This window comes from Bacillus sp. FSL L8-0528, assembly GCF_038593085.1.
Taxonomy (GTDB): domain Bacteria; phylum Bacillota; class Bacilli; order Bacillales; family Bacillaceae; genus Bacillus; species Bacillus paralicheniformis.
In genome coordinates this window covers 1,368,834-1,386,229 of the sequence record NZ_CP151961.1, presented here as the reverse complement: position 1 = coordinate 1,386,229, position 17,396 = coordinate 1,368,834, and the positions used below count along the sequence as shown (strand labels likewise).

At 48.1% G+C, this 17,396-nt stretch carries 17 protein-coding genes; 5 read left to right on the top strand and 12 right to left on the bottom strand.

The features are described 5' to 3' along the window. Positions 1–21 precede the first annotated feature (21 nt). The 8 genes from MHI30_RS07070 to ggt form a co-directional block, all read right to left on the bottom strand. Positions 22–1,056 carry a glycoside hydrolase family 88 protein gene (locus MHI30_RS07070; RefSeq protein WP_075753227.1) on the bottom strand — a complete coding sequence of 345 codons (1,035 nt, stop codon included), beginning with the start codon at positions 1,054–1,056 and terminating at the stop codon, positions 22–24. An 18-nt stretch (positions 1,057–1,074) separates the two neighbouring features. Then, positions 1,075–1,884: a carbohydrate ABC transporter permease gene (locus MHI30_RS07065; RefSeq protein WP_252606914.1), complete on the bottom strand. Its 810-nt coding sequence runs from the start codon at positions 1,882–1,884 to the stop codon at positions 1,075–1,077. An 87-nt stretch (positions 1,885–1,971) separates the two neighbouring features. Continuing rightward, positions 1,972–2,889, bottom strand: a complete 918-nt coding sequence (locus MHI30_RS07060) for a sugar ABC transporter permease (protein WP_041817190.1) — start codon at positions 2,887–2,889, stop codon at positions 1,972–1,974. A gap of 34 nt (positions 2,890–2,923) precedes the next feature. Continuing rightward, the gene (locus MHI30_RS07055) at positions 2,924–4,225 is read right to left on the bottom strand and encodes an ABC transporter substrate-binding protein (protein WP_075753231.1); all 1,302 of its coding nucleotides are present in this window, start codon (positions 4,223–4,225) and stop codon (positions 2,924–2,926) included. 140 nt (positions 4,226–4,365) lie between these two features. Beyond that, entirely contained in the window at positions 4,366–5,532 is a 1,167-nt protein-coding gene (locus MHI30_RS07050; RefSeq protein WP_075753233.1) for a response regulator, read from the bottom strand. Between the two features lie 2 nt (positions 5,533–5,534). Next, a complete protein-coding gene (locus tag MHI30_RS07045) occupies positions 5,535–7,271 on the bottom strand; it encodes a sensor histidine kinase (RefSeq protein WP_075753235.1) in 1,737 nt (578 codons plus the stop codon). A gap of 13 nt (positions 7,272–7,284) precedes the next feature. Next, positions 7,285–7,929 (bottom strand): YesL family protein, encoded by a 645-nt coding sequence (locus MHI30_RS07040; RefSeq protein ID WP_154495648.1) that lies wholly within the window; start codon positions 7,927–7,929, stop codon positions 7,285–7,287. A 136-nt stretch (positions 7,930–8,065) separates the two neighbouring features. Continuing rightward, positions 8,066–9,823: a gamma-glutamyltransferase gene (gene ggt / locus MHI30_RS07035; protein WP_075753237.1), complete on the bottom strand. Its 1,758-nt coding sequence runs from the start codon at positions 9,821–9,823 to the stop codon at positions 8,066–8,068. Positions 9,824–10,154: 331 nt separating this feature from the next. Between ggt and MHI30_RS07030 the strand changes: the two genes are divergently transcribed. The 5 genes from MHI30_RS07030 to MHI30_RS07010 all read left to right on the top strand — a co-directional run bounded on the left by MHI30_RS07030 (position 10,155) and on the right by MHI30_RS07010 (position 13,037). Then, the gene (locus MHI30_RS07030) at positions 10,155–10,772 is read left to right on the top strand and encodes a DUF47 domain-containing protein (protein ID WP_020451049.1); all 618 of its coding nucleotides are present in this window, start codon (positions 10,155–10,157) and stop codon (positions 10,770–10,772) included. Between the two features lie 12 nt (positions 10,773–10,784). Continuing rightward, positions 10,785–11,783 (top strand): inorganic phosphate transporter, encoded by a 999-nt coding sequence (locus MHI30_RS07025; protein WP_075753239.1) that lies wholly within the window; start codon positions 10,785–10,787, stop codon positions 11,781–11,783. 109 nt (positions 11,784–11,892) lie between these two features. After that, positions 11,893–12,639: a type II toxin-antitoxin system SpoIISA family toxin gene (locus MHI30_RS07020; RefSeq protein WP_020451047.1), complete on the top strand. Its 747-nt coding sequence runs from the start codon at positions 11,893–11,895 to the stop codon at positions 12,637–12,639. Continuing rightward, positions 12,639–12,812 carry a type II toxin-antitoxin system SpoIISB family antitoxin gene (locus MHI30_RS07015; protein WP_020451046.1) on the top strand — a complete coding sequence of 58 codons (174 nt, stop codon included), beginning with the start codon at positions 12,639–12,641 and terminating at the stop codon, positions 12,810–12,812. The genes MHI30_RS07020 and MHI30_RS07015 overlap by 1 nt, the downstream gene beginning before the upstream one ends. 93 nt (positions 12,813–12,905) lie before the next feature. After that, a complete protein-coding gene (locus MHI30_RS07010) occupies positions 12,906–13,037 on the top strand; it encodes a hypothetical protein (RefSeq protein ID WP_023856733.1) in 132 nt (43 codons plus the stop codon). 71 nt (positions 13,038–13,108) lie between these two features. Here MHI30_RS07010 and MHI30_RS07005 read toward each other — a convergent pair whose 3' ends face one another. Genes MHI30_RS07005 through uxuA form a run of 4 tightly spaced genes read right to left on the bottom strand, consistent with a single transcriptional unit; the run spans position 13,109 to position 17,394 of the window. Beyond that, complete coding sequence (locus MHI30_RS07005; protein ID WP_026579844.1) at positions 13,109–14,380, bottom strand: MFS transporter; 1,272 nt, start codon at positions 14,378–14,380, stop codon at positions 13,109–13,111. A 51-nt stretch (positions 14,381–14,431) separates the two neighbouring features. After that, positions 14,432–15,445 (bottom strand): zinc-binding alcohol dehydrogenase family protein, encoded by a 1,014-nt coding sequence (locus tag MHI30_RS07000; RefSeq protein ID WP_145699683.1) that lies wholly within the window; start codon positions 15,443–15,445, stop codon positions 14,432–14,434. A gap of 27 nt (positions 15,446–15,472) precedes the next feature. Then, positions 15,473–16,321 (bottom strand): SDR family oxidoreductase, encoded by an 849-nt coding sequence (locus MHI30_RS06995; protein ID WP_075753243.1) that lies wholly within the window; start codon positions 16,319–16,321, stop codon positions 15,473–15,475. Continuing rightward, positions 16,297–17,394, bottom strand: a complete 1,098-nt coding sequence (gene uxuA, locus MHI30_RS06990) for a mannonate dehydratase (RefSeq protein WP_075753245.1) — start codon at positions 17,392–17,394, stop codon at positions 16,297–16,299. Before uxuA ends, MHI30_RS06995 begins: the two co-directional genes overlap by 25 nt. Positions 17,395–17,396 lie beyond the last annotated feature (2 nt).

Sequence of the window (17,396 nt, the reverse complement as noted above, 5' to 3'; positions counted from 1 at the left end):
AGAATGTTTCTTTTTCAATTTCTATTGGAACGCACGCGACTTGGAGCGGACGACGTCGGCCAAAAAAGTCAGGGCAAGCCCCTGTCCCCAGCCTTGAATCCGTTTATACGGAACGTCTTTGTAACCCCGCGCATCCCGCATCACCGCTGTGCCCGCTGAAACGCGTTCCACCCTTCCGTCAGGCGCGACCGCATCTGTTATAGCTGAGAGCGCCTTCTGAACGGATTTGTGGTATAGCGAGCCTCTGGACAGCAGGCCGGAAGCAATTCCCGCAGACCCCGACACTTCAAGATATGAATCAGGGTCCGTCAGTACGGTGTGCCATAAACCAGAAGGATGCTGAAGCCTGACAAGCGCGCTCAACAAGTCTCGGAGCGAACCGTCAATGATCATATATGAAGGATGCGTAACATCGATCAAAGGGAGCGCTTTTGCCATCGTCAAAGCTGCCCATCCGTTTCCCCTTCCCCAAAATATGCCTGACAGATTGTTTTTGGCCACATGGTCCCATCCGTGATAATAAAGATTGGTCTCCATGTCCTGCAAAAATTCTTCATGGCCGTGATACTGGCGCAGCCCGTCTTCAAAATATTCCTCGCTGCCGACAAGTTTTCCGATTCGGAGAAGGAACAAGCCCGCCATCATCATCGTATCGACCCATGCCTGTTCAGGGAATACATGTTTCTCTGAGTTGACGGTGTGCTGCAAAATCCCGTCTGCGAACCGGGGCGCTTCGCGGAGCACATAGTCCGCCATTTGCCGGGCGGTGTCAAGATAACTGTCATCTCCTGACGCCTGGTAGAGCGACAGAAGGGTATGCCCGATGGATACCCCGTTGATCGACAGCTTAGGCAAGCCGTCTTCAAGTTTTTCATCCGTCCAGTTTTTCAAAAGTTCGAGGTATTCGTCATTTTCGGTTGCTTCATACGCCTCAGCGACGCCGTAAAACGCGACGCCGCCCGGCCAATCCCATTCGAAATCCATCTCAAATGTCCGCTTGACGATTCTGTCGATCACTTCATTCAGTTTTTCTTCATCAAAAACAAGCTTTGTCATGCACTTTTCTCTCCTTTGTTATTTTAATCCGCTCATGCTGATTCCTTGGACGATTGATTTTTGAAAAACGAAAAACACGAGGATTACCGGGACGAGTGAGACGACTGACATCGCAAACATCGCCCCCCAGTTAGACGCCGTTTCCGTATCTAAAAACAGCTTTAGTGCCATAGAAACCGGGTAAAGCTCCGGCTTGTTCAAGTAAAGAAGCGGATTGATCAGCTCCTCCCACTTCCAGTAAAACGAGAAAATGGCGGACGTCGCGAGCGCCGGCGCGATCAATGGCAAAATGATTCTGAAAAAGATGCCGAGACGACTGCAGCCGTCAATTTTTGCCGCTTCATCGAGTTCTACCGGGATCGTCCTGATGAACTGAATCATCAGAAAGATAAAAAACGCGTGCCCGAAAAATTGGGGAACAACGATCGGCTTGAATGAATTCAGCCAATCCAATTTTGCAAAAATGATGTATTGCGGAATCATCAGCACCTCGTGCGGCAGCATCATCGTCACCATCATGCAGCTGAACCAAAATGCCTTCCCTTTAAACGGAATCCGCGCGAATCCGTAAGCGATGAACGCTGAGGACAAAACCGCGCCGACCGTCGAGAGGCCGACGATAATAAGCGAATTTTTAATAAATGTGATGAACGGCTGTCCGGCGATCCCTTTCCAACCCTCCGTATAATTGGACAGGATCAAAGGGTCCGGGATGAGCGAATGGGATGTGGCGAATATGCTCGCACTTTCTTTAAACGAGCTTGCAATCAGCCAGATAACGGGATACAAAAGGATGATCGCAAGACTGGCAGTCGCGATATGAAACACGAGATGCCCGGCTCTTTTCTTTCCCTTTCCTGTGGGAAGCGGGGCAGGCGCTGCCCGCCCCGAAATGTCTTTTACCGGCTTCACCAGCTACCCCTCCTTCGATTCGTAATGCACCCATAAGGATGAAGTTTTGAACAATATGAATGTGACAAGGCCGATCAGGATCAGCATCACCCATGCCATCGCCGATGCGTAGCCCATTTGGAAAAAGTTGAAGGCCCGCTGGAACAAATAGAGGGAATACAAAAGCGTCCCGTCAAGCGGACCGCCTTCCCCTTTTGAAATAATGTAGGCCGGCGTAAAGGTCATGAAGGCTGAAATGGTCTGCATCACCAGGTTAAAAAAGATGATCGGGCTGAGAAGCGGGAGCGTAATGAGAAAAAACCGCTGAAATCTGTTTGCACCGTCGACACTTGCCGCTTCCTGATACATCGGCGGGATATTTTTCAATCCGGCAAGAAAGATCAGCATGGAAGAGCCGAACTGCCACACCGACAAAAGAATCAAGGTCCACAATGCGCTTGTCGGGTCCTGATACCAAAGAATCTTCTTGTCAAAACCGAGGAAGAATAAAAGCGCATTGATAACACCGTCATTGCCAAATACATTTCGCCACATAATCGCGACCGCCACGCTGCCGCCGATAATGGACGGGAGATAAAAAAGCGTCCGGTAAATGCCGACACCTTTTTCGGCTCTGTTCAAAATCACCGCGATGAAAAGCGCAAACGCGAGGCGCAGCGGAACACCGGCGAGCACGTAATAAAACGTCACTTTCAGCGAGCCCCAGTACTTTTCATCATCTGTCAGCATTGCCTTATAATTGTCAAGGCCGACCCATTTGGGCGCGGTGAACAGATCGTAGCTTGTAAAAGACAGAAACAGCGAGGCTCCCATCGGAATGACGGTAAAGCATAAAAATCCGATAATAAACGGGGAAATAAAGGCGTAACCCGCCAAATTGTCAATTCTTTTTTTTCGCTTCACGTTCACTTCCTCCTGCATTTGATGAGCGGCCTTCCTCCACTTGCCCCGCTTATCATTGTTGGTTTCTTTTCAGTATCGCGTCCGCTTCTTTTCTGAACTTCGCGGCTCCTTCTTCAGGCGTGATCTTTTTAAACAAAATCTGGTCTGACGTGTCTTTTAGCAGTTTGATAACTTCGGCGCTGCCGATCGGTTCAGGCGGTTCCGCTTCTCCTGCGGACTCCGAAGCCCGTTCGACATATTCGAAAATCTTTTTCTCCTCTTCGCTCAGTTCTTTCTTCACCGTTTCCGCAATTTTGGAGGAAACCGGCACGCCTCTTTCTCCTTTGATCAGGGCATTGGCTTTTTCATTGTTAATAAAGAAGTCGATGAATGCAGCCGCTTCTTTTTTTTGCTCGGAGCTTTTCGGGATTGAAAACAGCATGCTCGGCCTTAAAAACAGCGCTTTTTCTTTCGCCTGTTCAGGAGGCAGCTTTAATGAAAGAGGCGCATCGGTCAGCTGTGCGAACGCCGAAAACTGATTTGAATAATTCCATGTTGCAGCCGTTCGGCCTTTAACGATAAAATCGTCCTCCATTCCCTTCACTTGCGCGCTTTCATCAGGTGTCGGCGATGCTTTTTCATCAACGAGCTTCACCTGCCGCTTGAAGTAATCGACAAACAGCTTGTCGTCTGAATAAGCAAGGCCTGTGCCGTCCTCTTTATAAAAGCGCTCGCCCTTCGTCCTCAAGTAATAAGGGAAAAAGACATCAGGCGGATGCATGCCGTTTGAACCGTATTGCCCCGTCTTCTCCTCGACCTCTAGCGCCAGGTTTTCAAAATCGGTCCACGTCCAGCTGCCGTCGTCAATCTCAACGCCCGCTTCTTTTAGCATGTCGTCATTTGTAATCACCGACAGCACATTCACACCGAGCGGGAAGCCGTATAACTGATCACCGATTTTGCCGCCTTTGATCGTCTTTTCATCAATCGCTTCGGTATTGATGGTCCCGTCCTTGACGTACGGAGTCAGATCTTCAAGCTGGCCTTTCTTGCCGTATTGGGATAAATACGCCATATCCATCTGAATCACATCTGGCAGCTGACCCGCCGCAGACATCGGGGCAAGCTTTTTCCAATAATCGTCCCAATTCGCAAACTCCGCTTCGATTTTGACATGCGGATGTTCCTTTTCATACAGCTCGATGATTTTTGATGTATAATCATGCCGAGGCTGTCCGCCCCACCACGCGACCCTCAAGGTAACCTTCTTTTTGCCGTCCGCACCGGCCGCCTCTTCAGTGTTTGAACTGCATCCAAACAGGCCGAGCGTCAGCAAAACGCAAAATGAGAAAAACACAAATCTTCTCATCAACATTTCCCCTCCTTATTTTGCAAGTGCTTACATTTCATTTTAAATTCAACTTTTTGTCCCAGAAACTCAAAAAACAGAGAAGAATGTTAAAAAAACAGAGATTCCGTCAATACGCAAAAAACCGCCGGATATACCCGGCGGCATTAAAACGTGTTTTCTTCTTTTTTTCGAAATTCTGACGGGGTGAGTCCCGTGTATTTTTTAAAAACAAGGCTGAAGTATTTCGGATTATGGCCAAACCCCAGTTCCTCTGCCAGTGCGCCGATGGCCGTGTTTTTAGACTTCTTCATTTTCGCGATCGCTTTTTCGATGCGCACCTTTGCGACATAGTTTGAAAACCTTTCACCGGTTTCCTGTTTAAACAGCTTGCCGAGATAATCCGGATTCATGTACAGCATGTTGCGGGCTGCCCATTTCAGCGAAAGCTTCGGATTTGAGGCTTCCTTTTCGATGAGATCGAGCATCCTCCCGATTAAAACCGATGTCTCTCCTTCATCTTGGACGATCTGTGCGTATGCCTTTTCATACATCACGGAGGCTTCGCTGATACTGCCGCTTTCGCTGAGTGATGCTTCAGGTTCAAATTGAAGCAGATGGCGTGAAAGCTCTTGGACGCTTTTCATTTTTTCCTCAAGCACGGCGGGAGCCAATGCTCCGTCTACTGCACAGACAAGCACTTGTTGAACGCGGGCCGAAGCGATGACAGAACCGTTCAGCACCTCATCCGCAATCGACTCAACGCCTCGTGCATAGTCTTTGTCATCCCCGTCCCGGACGGAAAACAGGATCAGCCTGATGACCTTTTGCTCTGAAAAGAAGCGCAGGCACGTTTCATCCTCGATGCGGCCGCCCGTGACCAGCTCTTTTAGCATCTGCTTCATAAGATGCGGTTTCATCATCTCCAGATCGGTTTTCACTTTTTGCGCCGATTCCTCTTTTTTCAGCTCGCCGATCACGCTTTGAAGCGAATCTGTAATGTGGCTTTCATTGCAGGGTTTGAGCAAATAATGCCTGACTCCGTATGACATCGCTTTTTTTGCATATTCAAACTGGCCGAAGCCCGTCAGCAAAATAAACCGGATTGACGGGTGGTCGCGGGATACTTTCTCGATCAGTTCGAGTCCTCCCATCCCGGGCATTTTAATATCGCTGATCACAATATCCGGCCGCTCTTCCATAATCAGGCGGTAGGCGTCAATCCCGTTTTGCGCGGCTCCGATCAAAGACGTCCCGAACGAATTCCATTCGATCATGCTGGAGATGCCGTCGAGAATAATCCGTTCATCGTCCGCCAACAGCACTTTATACATCATCACACCCCGCTTTGAAATGGTATTTTAATCATCATTTCGGTTCCCTTGTTCTTTTCGCTTGAAATCGTCAAGCCATACCCTTTGCCAAACATCAGCTGAATGCGCTCATCGATATTTTGCAGCCCGATTCCTCTGTCTCTTGTCCGGACAAGCTCTTTTCTCGCTTTTTCCAAAAAGTCTTCATCCATGCCCGGTCCGTTGTCAGCAACCGTTAAATAGACAAGCCCGCCTTTTTTATATGCTTTAATGTGAATATGGCAAGGTTCAATGAAGGGCTCGAGACAGTATGTAATCGCATTTTCAGCCAAAGGCTGGAGAACAAGCTTAGGCACGCGGCATTTTTTCACCGCCGGCTCAATGTCGAGCTCAAAAACGAGCCGCTCCTCAAAGCGAAAACGCTGAATCGTAAAATAGTGGAGCACAATTTCAGCTTCTTCCTCGATCGTCAGCACGTCGGTTTTCATATTGATGGCATTCCTGAGCAAAAACCCGAGAGATTCAGTCATCTTTGAAATTTGCGGCTGATGGTTCGTTTTTGCCAGCCAGTTGATCGACTCGAGCGTGTTGTATAAAAAGTGGGGGTTGATTTGCGCTTGGAGCGCTTTAAATTCCGTCTCTTTCAGCATCAGCTGCTTCTTGTAGTTCTCGGCAATCAGTTCATTGATCCGTTCAAGCATCGTAAAAAAGTTGCGGTTTAAGACGCTGACTTCATCCTGCCGGTCTGAAGGAGCGCGAGTGAGCGGCGCCAGTTTAAAATCGCCGTTTTGGACATTTTTCATGGCTGCCACCAGCTTCTCAATCGGACTCGTAATGCCCCTGGCCATTTTTCTTCCAAAGAGGACCGCAATCAGAAAGAAGAGGATAAAAAGGGAAATCAGGATCGTCTTCATCGCAGAGATTTTCGAAAACATAGCGTCAAAGGGGATCAGGCTCCAATACGTCCAATTCTTATACGCTGATTTGACATATGAAACGAAAAAGCGCTGGCCGTTTTCCTCCACAATGTCATATCCGTTTTCAGCATGGGAAGATAAACGAAGTCCATCGGTTTGGCTGAAAGGCATTTCAGAAAAAAACAGCTCCCGCCCGTCCGACATCGCAATCTTGCCCGCGCCTTCCCCCCAGTCTTTCGGAAGATCGCCAATCACCCGTTTTAAATCGGCGACAATCACCACTGTTCCCAGATGGTCAAGGTTTAAACGCTCATAGGAGCGGATTTCCCGGACGGATAACAGCTCGCCGGTTTCACCCGGCATGGGCTCCCACGTGTTGCTGCCTTTTTGGCGCGACGCTTTTTCGATCAGCGCATTCTTTTGCTCCCGCAATGCTTCGGTTAAATTCGCTCCTGCGGAATACTCGGTGCCGGAAGCATCAAACAAATGAATCGATTTAATGTACCGCTTAGAGCCGGTATATTCGGCAAGCTTATCCCAAATTTTGCTTTTCATCCGGTAGCGCCCGTATTTGTTTTGGCCGCGGCCGGCTTTCAGAAGGTTCGCTTGGATGTCAGCGTCAGTGGTCAGTTGATATGACACATCCTCAATCTTTTTCAATTCATCTTCAATGCTTTTTGATGATAGCATCAGCACCTGTGACGACTTCCTGTAAATCTGCTGGTCATATACACGGAACGCGTATTGAACGCCGCTCAAGATCAGGATGAGCGAAACGGCCATGATCAGTGAAATCAAGATAAACAATTGATCTTTAATTTTTAAATGCTGATAGCGGTTCACCGAACGAACACCTTCATTTCAAGCGTGTGACGGCAGCCTGCTTATCTGTCCGGCGCCCGTCGATTGCTCGGAACGCCTGAAACGTGAGCTTCGTCAAAATGAAGCTTAAAGCGCTGCCGCTGAAAAACAGAAGAAATGTGACATGAAATAAAGCGAGCAGAATCATGCCAAACGCGCTGATCAGCATGAAAAACGAGGTGAGCGGACGGGAAAAGCCGATGATAAAGCTGTATTTCAGCACTGCACTCCGTTTTAAATCGTAGTGGACATCAATTGGAAAAGCGTATAAGAGGATGATGGCGTAAATGATAAACAAACTGATGAACAGGCTTAAGATAACCGGCTGATCGTGAAAATAGACGGCCGCAATTTGAAAATCAACAATCAGCAATAAACCGACCAGACCCAATATCAAACCGAGAACGCTTGCTTTGGCCCATTTCTTTTTAAACGCCTGAAAAAACGTCTGAAACACCGGGATATCCGTCTTTCCCAGCGCCCACTGTCTTGTCACAGCGAACATCGCGGCAGTCGCCGGCGCTAAACCGAAGATGACCGCTCCCGCCAGCGTGAAGCCGATCCACAGCAGATTCAAATAGGCGAGCCGCATCACCCACTCGCAAAAGCGGTAAAATCCATTTGCCAACGTGTGAATCATGGTCTCCCTCCTTCGCAAATTTAGTAAACGCTTACAAAAAATATATTTCTCTTCTTTCGAAAAAAATCCTTTTTTCCCCGCTGACAGACGGAAGAAGGCTTGATCTAAAAGCCTTAGACCAAGCCCCTTGCTTCCGCTATTTAGCCGATGTCTTAATGTTGACGCCGACCGCCGTCCCGTTTCTGCTCGAATCGGCAACCCCCATAAATGTTTTGTTCTCCCGGTCAATGAAAATGCTTTGGACATTGCCGATTTCAACCGGATTCGCGCCGAATCTGTGGCCGAAGTCATTGAGCTTCAGTCTGACATCCTTCGGCATTCCGGATTCATAGCGGTACGAAGTCAGGCTGTTCGTATAGATTCTCGGCTCTTCAATCGCATCCTGAAGGCTCATGCCGTACTCAAAGTAATTCAAGATCGTCTGGAAAACGGAAGCAATGATCGTCGTTCCTCCCGGGGAACCGACAGTCAGCACCGGTTTTTCGTCTTTAAACACGATCGTCGGCGTCATGCTTGAAAGCGGCCTTTTATTCGGCTGGACTTCGTTCGCTCCGCCTGGAACCGCATCAAAATCGGTCAGTTCATTGTTTAAAAACAGTCCGTAACCGGGCACTAAAATCCCCGTTCCAAAAAGCTGTTCAATCGTAGTCGTATAAGAGACAACATTGCCCCACTGGTCCGTGACGGTAAAATGTGTCGTCTCCCCGATCGTCTTATCTTCAGGCTGAGGCACGATTTCATAATTCGGCTCTCCCGCCTCGTATTTCCACGGATCGCCCGCTTTCACATCGCGGTTCATCGAATCAAGGCTGATCAGCTGCTGCCGCTCCTTAATATAATCGGGATCGAGCAGCCCTGAGAGCGGAACATCGACAAATTCCGGATCGCCTGCATATGCCGCCCTGTCCGCATAGGCGAGGTGCATCGTTTCCGCGAGCAGATGATATTTTTCAAACGATTTTGGATCGTATTGCGATAAATGAAAATCGTCAATTAATTTCAGCATCTGCAGCATGAACACTCCGCCTGAGCTTGGAGGAGGCATGCTTGCGATATCATAGCCGTGGTACTCGCCCCAGATCGGCTTATCTGTTGTGACCTCATAGCGGGACAGGTCATCAGGTGTCATCGAACCCCCGAAATCCTGCACGACATCCGCAATCGCCCGGCCGATTTCTCCATCATAAAAGGCTTTTGACCCATCTTTCCGTATTAATTTAAACGTCTTGGCCAAATCCTTTTGTACGAGAATATCGCCTTCTTTTAAAGGTTCACCGTCCGGAAGGAAAATATCCTTTGCGGCCGTTTTGCTCAGCTTGTCCTGATGGTCCTTTATCGCATCGGCTAAAACCGAATCGATCGGGAACCCTTCTTCTGCAAGCTTAATTGAAGGCGAGATCAAGTCTTCCATTTTCTTTGTTCCCCACTTTTTATGCGCTGCTTCGAGCCCTTTCAGCGTTCCCGGCACACCGACCGCATTTCCGTGTCTCGACCTTTCTGAAAAAGGAATCACCTTTCCGTCTTCATCCAAAAACATGTCAGGTTCGGCACCCTCTGGAGCACGCTCCCTGCTGTTGACGATCGACGTTTCCTTCGTCTCGCCGTCGTAGACCATCATGAATCCGCCGCCGCCGATTCCCGACATCATCGGCTCCGTTACATTCAGTGCATACTGAATCGCAATTGCTGCATCAATGGCATTCCCGCCCTTTTTCAAAACCTCGGCTCCGATTTTTGATGCAAGCGGATGGGCCGTAGCCACCATACCGTCTTTCCCGACGGCGACTTTATCACCATCTCCGCCGCTCATGACCCCTTCTGCTTTTGACACCGGACTGAACAAGCAACCAACCGCCAAGCAAAACGCAACAACTAAGAAAGCTAACCGTCTCATCAGATCACCTTCCTTTCCAGTTTATTACTACTATAACAGGAAAGTGAACTGAAAATAAGGAAAACTCCCAATTTTCTATTTTTTTGAACCTAAACTCCCAAATTCAACAAAAAAACCCTGTCATTCGTTCTTTTGACACAATTAGCTGAAAGGAGAAAACACCTATTATCATCATAAAATCCCGGATGCAGCTGGTGCTTGCGCCCATCTAAAAGATGTGAATATCTAAAAATTAAATGGTTTTTTTCGACTGCACCTGTTTTTTTTCGACAAAAAGTTATATAATATTTTGATGTGTGCATTGTCTTATTTAAACAATGGAGGGTTACAAATGTTGAAAAGAAAAAAAGACAAGTTTTCCGTGCTTTTGATGGAAATTGCAAAAAATTTAGACGAAACAGCTGAGTATTTTGTTAACTATAAAGTGACGAATCAGACAACCCTTAAAGAATTCGCGGATACCTTAAAAGAGTATGAGACAAAAGGAGATAATTATGTACATACGATGATTAAGGAGCTGAACAAAGCATTTATCACGCCTATCGAACGCGAAGACATCCTTCAGCTTACAAACAGCCTCGATGATGTACTCGACGGCATCGAACACTTTTCAGCCATGATGGAAATCTTCTCGATCACATCTTCAGATGAGCATATTGATAAATTCAGCGGCTATATCAGAGAATGCGCAAAAGAAATTCTGCTGACGATTGAATTGCTGGCGGAAAATCGCCTGAATGAAATTCAGCCGCACGCCATTAAAATTAAAGAATACGAACATAACTGCGATAACCTGCACCGCAAATCGCTGAAGAATCTTTTTGGAAAAGAGACCGATCCGATTAAAGTGATCCAGTACAGGGAAATCTATGAGACGCTTGAAGAAATCGCAGATTCATGCCAAAGTGTAGCAAACAATTTAGAAACCATCATAATGAAAAATGCGTAACGAGGGATTATAATGGATCTTTTATTTGTATTAACCATATTGATTGTCATCTTTGCTTTGGCATTTGACTTTATCAACGGGTTTCATGATACGGCAAATGCGATCGCCACCTCGGTATCGACAAAAGCGTTAAAACCAAGGCACGCCATTATAATGGCGGCTGTCATGAACTTCGCCGGCGCCATGACGTTCACAGGCGTAGCGAAAACCATTACGAGCGATATCGCCGACCCTTTCAAACTGGAAAACGGATCGGTCGTGATCCTTGCAGCTCTTATCGCGGGCATTACATGGAACCTGGTGACTTGGTATTTCGGCATTCCCAGCAGCTCATCCCACGCGATCATCGGAGCGATTGCCGGAGCTGTCATTGCATCGGAAGGATTCGCCGCGATTAAATACCACGGATTTATTAAAATTATCGAAGCACTTATATTATCGCCCATTTTGGCGTTTGTTTTAGGATATTTGATCTACAGCATCGTCAAAGTCATTTTTAAGAACAGCAATCTGGCCAAAACGAATAAGCGGTTCCGGCGCGTTCAAATCGCGACAGCTGCCATACAGTCCTATACGCACGGCACGAACGATGCACAGAAAGCGATGGGTATCATTACGATGGCTTTAATTGCGGGTAACTTGCACAGTACAACCGATATCCCGTTCTGGGTGCAGTTTGCATGCGCCACAGCCATGGGACTCGGAACATCTGTCGGCGGCTGGAAAATCATCAAAACCGTCGGCGGAAAAATCATGAAGATCCGTCCCGTCAACGGTGTCTCTGCAGATTTGACGGGAGCCCTCATCATCTTTGGTGCGACGATCGTCCATTTGCCTGTCAGCACGACACACGTCATTTCTTCATCCATTTTAGGCGTGGGCGCTTCCCACCGGGTGAAAGGCGTTAACTGGGGCACCGCAAAGCGGATGTTGATCACATGGGTCATTACCCTTCCCATTTCGGCAACCATCGGTGCATTTGCCTATTTCATACTTGATTTATTCTTTTAATCAGCACACTCCCGTCCGAATCCAGGACGGGAGTTTTCATGTTTAAAAGAAAGCCGGCATAACAATAGAATAGGAACTGCACTATTTCTCGGGAAGAGGGAAACCAGTTATGCTGCTATTTTATCAATTCCTTGTTTGGCTCATTGTTTTGGCGCTGGCTCTGTATGTAGCTGCCGTGTGGCGTTTTGAAAAAAAGCTCACCGAAAAAACGGTCGCGATCCGAAAAACGTGGTACCTGCTTTATGTTATCGGCGCCGTAATTTATTGGACGCACGATCCGCAGTCGATTTTCACGAACCCGCTTCATTACCTGATTGTTGCCGTTTTTTTCACGCTGACAGACGCTTTTATTTTCTTAAACGCCTACTTTAAAAAGCTCGGCAGCTCCGAACTCGCGACAGACACAAGAATGCTTCTCGAAGAAAACAACGACCTCCTCCACACGTATCAAAACAGGCTGAAAACGTTTCAATACCTATTGAAAAACGAACCGATCCACATCTATTATGGAAATATAGAAGCGTATGCAGAAGGGATCGAAAAGCTCATCAAACGGTTTGCCGAAAAAATGAATATATCCGCTGCACTTTGCGAATATAATTCAGAAGAAAGCAAGGATCATTTGCTTGAGCATATGGAAAACCGGTTCGATGTTCAAGAAAAGCTTGAGCGCAAAGACGTTTATTATGAAGAAAACGGAAAAATGGTCCTCATTCCTTTTTCCATCCACGATTTTGACTATGTCATGAAGTTAACCTCAGAAGACCTTGTCACAGAATTTGACTACCTCCTGTTTACTTCTTTAACAAGCATCTATGATCTTCTGCTACCAAACGAAGAGGAAGGTGACGACTGATGGAGCCTGCTTTTCAGCAAGACCATGAAAGCGCAAAAAAGCGCCTCGCCTTTAAAATGTTTAAAAGGCAATCCAAAACCAATATCGCGAAATACGAAGTCAGCCCCCATACCGAACGGATTTTCCGGCAAAACGAACGGCTGATCGGCGAGTATAAAAGAAAAAAAGCTTAACGAGGACGGGAAAATTCTCCCGTCCTTATTCCGTTTTCCCGTTTCATACATACAATAAACCAATCAACTAAAAGCGCTGAATTAGGTGATGCTGTGAAAAAACTGAAAAAACAAGTCAAACACGTCGATTTCGCAAAATTTGGCCTGTCAGACTATACCTCTCTTCTCAGAAGAAGAAGCGAGAAAATCATTAAAACGCTGAACAAAAGAAAAAACAAACCGTGAAGCTTGGACTTTCCCCCTCCTTCCCTGCTGAGTAGGGGGGGTTTTTTATGCCTCCAGCAGCAGCAAGTGCATCATAAAGGATGCCCCTGTCCGCCTTCTGCAACAGATTGAGGCAGCTTCTCAGAACGTATCGGTTTCACAAACAAAGCGACGCAAATAGAACCTGCCACCGCCAGCCCTCCCGCAAGCAAAAAAGCGCTTGTGAAAGCCCCGGTATACTCGACGATGTACCCTGTAACCGTCGGACCGATAATACCGGACGTATTGGCAAGAAAATGCATGAATCCGCTCACGCCCCCGACCCTGTCCGGATGAACGATATCCTGTATAATCGCCCAGTATGTGATGCCGGTCAAATACAAAAAGAAAACCGATAGTGCGACAAGGGCAACAGCTCCAAACGCAGTCGTGACAAGCCCGGCAAACCCAATGCATACCGCCGCAGCCAAAAGGCAGCACACAAGCACGGCTTTTCTCGAAAACATCTGTTTGCCCGTCAGCTTGAACAGATAATCCGATATAAATCCCCCAAGCGCGAGACCGAGAAATCCGACAACCCACGGTATCATCGTTGCCACGCTCATATCGTGTATGCTCAGCCCCCGGGCTGACGTTAAATAGCTCGGAAACCACGTTAAGAAAAAGAATAAAATATAGTTGTAAGAAAAGAATGCGAACGCCGTAAACAGCACGGTCGGCTGCTTCAAATAAAAAGACAGCGGGATCCCGGTATCCTTTTTCGGACGCGCTTCTTTTTCAGGGGACAAACTGCGGGAATCGTCCGGCTTATCTTTCATGAATTTCATCCAGAACCAAGTCCAGATAAGCCCGATGATCATGATCAACACAAAGGAAGCTTTCCACCCCCAATGGATCGCGATCAATCCGACGATCGGTCCTGAAATGGCTCCGCCGAGCGGCGTTCCGCACATCGTCATGCCGAGCGCCCTTGCTCTTTCTTTTTGCGGAAACCAATTGTTGACCGACTTGCTCGTTGCAGCTGACAGCGGACCTTCCCCCATGCCAAAAATGACGCGGATGATAAACAGTGAGACGAAATTATATGTCAGTGCAATGGCGCCGCTGAAAACCGACCATACGACCATTGCAGCCGACAGCGTATGTTTCGCTCCATACTTATCTGATGCCCAGCCGCCGATAAAATTAAAGATGGCATATCCGATGAAAAAACTGCTGAACAGCATGCCCATCTGCGCCGGACGTATGTTCAAATCTTCCTGAATAAAAGGAGCGGCGACAGACAATGCTGAACGATCCAAATAATTAATCACTCCCGCCAAAAAAAGCATCACGATGACAAACCCGCGGCCGTTTGAAAACATGGGCAACCCCCTCTTTCCGGAATTTAGAAAACGTTTTCATTTTATGCGTTTTTACAGATGGATCAACACTTTCACAGGATTGGTTTCCGGAGCAAGTGCTGATTGAAATCCGTCAACAACATCGCGGAACGCAATCTGACCGGTAACAAACCGGTTCGCATCCGCTCCGCCATCCCTGATCGCTTTCATCACCGTCTCAAAATCGCTTCTTAATGCGTTGCGGCTGGATAAAATGGTCAGCTCCCGCTTGTGGATTTCAGGATCGGGCATGACCAGATGGCCGTGAACCAGTCCGACATAGATCAGCCGGCCCCCGTGGGCGGCGTACTGATAAGCGCTGTTCATCGATCCAAGGTGCCCTGTCGCGTCAAAGACAGCCGCCGGATAGTCGCCGTTCGTCAACCGTTTGATCTCATCTGCCGCATGTTCTCCCGCTAATACAACTTCATCGGCTTCAGCCCATTCACGGCTAAATGTGAGACGCTCATTTCTGACATCCATCGCGATGACTTTCGCCCCCTTCAATTTTGCGAATCTCATCACGCTGAGCCCGATAGGCCCCGCTCCAACGACAAGCACCGCTTCCCCTTTTTTGATATTTGCCCTTTCTGCAGCGTGGGCGCCGATGCTCAAACATTCAATGACAGCGGCTTCGCTGAGCGTCAATCCTTCTGTTTTTAGCAGGTGGTCTGCCGGGATGTTTATGTATTCCCGCATTCCCCCATCTGTATGGACACCGAGGACGTTCAGATTCACGCAGCAGTTGGGTCGGCCGTTCCGGCAGGCGATGCATGTCCCGCATTCCAAATAAGGAATAATTGACACTTGATCGCCAGGCATAAGCATTCCGCCGGTATCATCGATGCTGACAATTTCACCGGACAGCTCGTGTCCGAGCACTCTTGGATAAGAGAAAAACGGCTGTTTTCCGCAATAAGCGTGAAAATCCGTCCCGCAAATTCCGATTCGTTTGATGCGGACCAATGCTTCCCCATCCTTAAGTTCCGGCATATTCACATCCGTCATTTTAAAATGATAAGGCTTTTCACACACAATCTGCTTCATGTATCGGCCTCCCCTTTATCGCATGGTTTAGACACCGGCATAAGCCGTAAACCCGCCATCCACCGGCACTGTTATACCGGTAACAAATCCGGACATCTTCTCATCCGCCAGCCAAAGCAGCGTCCCCAGCAAATCTTCCGGGCTGCCGAAACGCTTCATCGGGGTGTGAGAGATGATCTTCTTTGCTCTATCGGTAAATTCGCCGTTTTGATCAAGAAGAAGCCGTTCATTTTGATTGGTTAGGAAAAACCCCGGGGCAATGGCATTGACCCTGATCCCCGTTTCGGCCAGATAGACGGCCAGCCATTTCGTAAAATTGTCGATGCCCGCTTTCGCCGCGCTGTAAGCAGGCACTTTCGTCATCGGGGTTTGGGCGCTCATTGAAGAAATATTGATCACGGATGCCCCTTTTTGGTTCAGCATCATTTTTGCAAATTGCTGTGTTGGAATGAAAGAACCGAGGAAGTTTAAATTGAGAACAGAACCGACATCATCGCAGTTCAGATCAAATAATGTCTTGATGTTGTCCTGGAAGAGGTGCGCGGAGCTGAATGTTTCATCTGATGTCGTACCATTGGGGTGATTGCCGCCGGCCCCGTTCACCAATAGATCACAGTTGCCGAATCGGTCGGCCACAACGCGCTTCGCCCGTTCAACGCTTCGTTGATTGATAACATCACACTCAACGGCAATCGCTGCGCCGCCGGCTTTTCGAATAGCTTCGGCCACAAGTTCTCCTTTTTCAACGGTTCGATTAAGAATGGCAACTTTCATACCCTGCCGGCCGAGCTCTCTCGCCATCGCGCCGCAAAGCACCCCGCTGCCGCCTGTGATGACCGCAGTTTTCCCCGCTAAATTTTCATGGATTTCAAGCATTGTGAAGCCTCCCGTTTTTCTCTATTAAGCGAATCCCATATGCCCCATAAATACATGATACCGAGCGCCCTGTCATACAGACCGTAGCCGGGCCTGCACTTTTCATCCCAGATGTGGCGGCCGTGATCCGGACGCACATAGCCTGAAAAACCTGTTTCATGATAGGCTTTGACAATCCCGCAAATGTCAACGGTGCCATCTTTTGTTCTGTGCGATGTTTCGATAAAATCGCCGTTTTCGTAGACTTTGACGTTGCGGATATGGGCAAATGGAATCCGGTCAGCATACGCATGGATCATGGCGGAAAGATCGTTTTCGGGATTGGCCCCCAATGAACCGCTGCACAGTGTCACGCCATTAGCCGGATGATCGACAAGCTGAAGCAGCCTTCCGATGCTTTCTCCTGAAGTCATGATGCGCGGGAGTCCGAAAACCGGCCACGGCGGATCATCGGGATGGATCGCCATTGTGATTCCGCAGCGTGCGGCGGTTGGAATGATGTGTTCAAGAAAATAGTGAAGATGGCTCCAAAGATCCTCCTCCGTCACATTTTGATAGGCTTCAAACAGCCTTGTCAGATGCTCCAGCCGCTCCGGTTCCCAGCCCGGCATCGTGAATTCGGGGTGATTGGCGATTTGATCGACAAGCGCAAAAGGGTCGATTGTGTGCACCTTTGCGTGCTCATAAAACAGAGCGGTGGAACCGTCTGGAGCCTTTTTGTATAAATCGGTCCGCAGCCAGTCAAATACAGGCATAAAATTGTAGCAGATCACCTTTACGCCGGCTTTGGCCAAATTTTCAATCGTTCGCTTGTATTTTTCAATATACAGATCTCTCGTCGGCAGCCCGAGCTTAATATCCTCATGTATGTTAACGCTTTCAACAACTTCAATGTGAAAACCGTGCTGTTCACACTGCCGCTTCACTTCTAAAATTTCTTCCAATGGCCATTCTTCACCTGGCGGCTGATGATGAAGCGCCCAAACGATCCCCTCTACACCGGGAATCTGCCTGATCTGCTCAAGGGTGACGGAGTCGTTTCCTTCTCCATACCATCTGAAAACCATTTTCATCA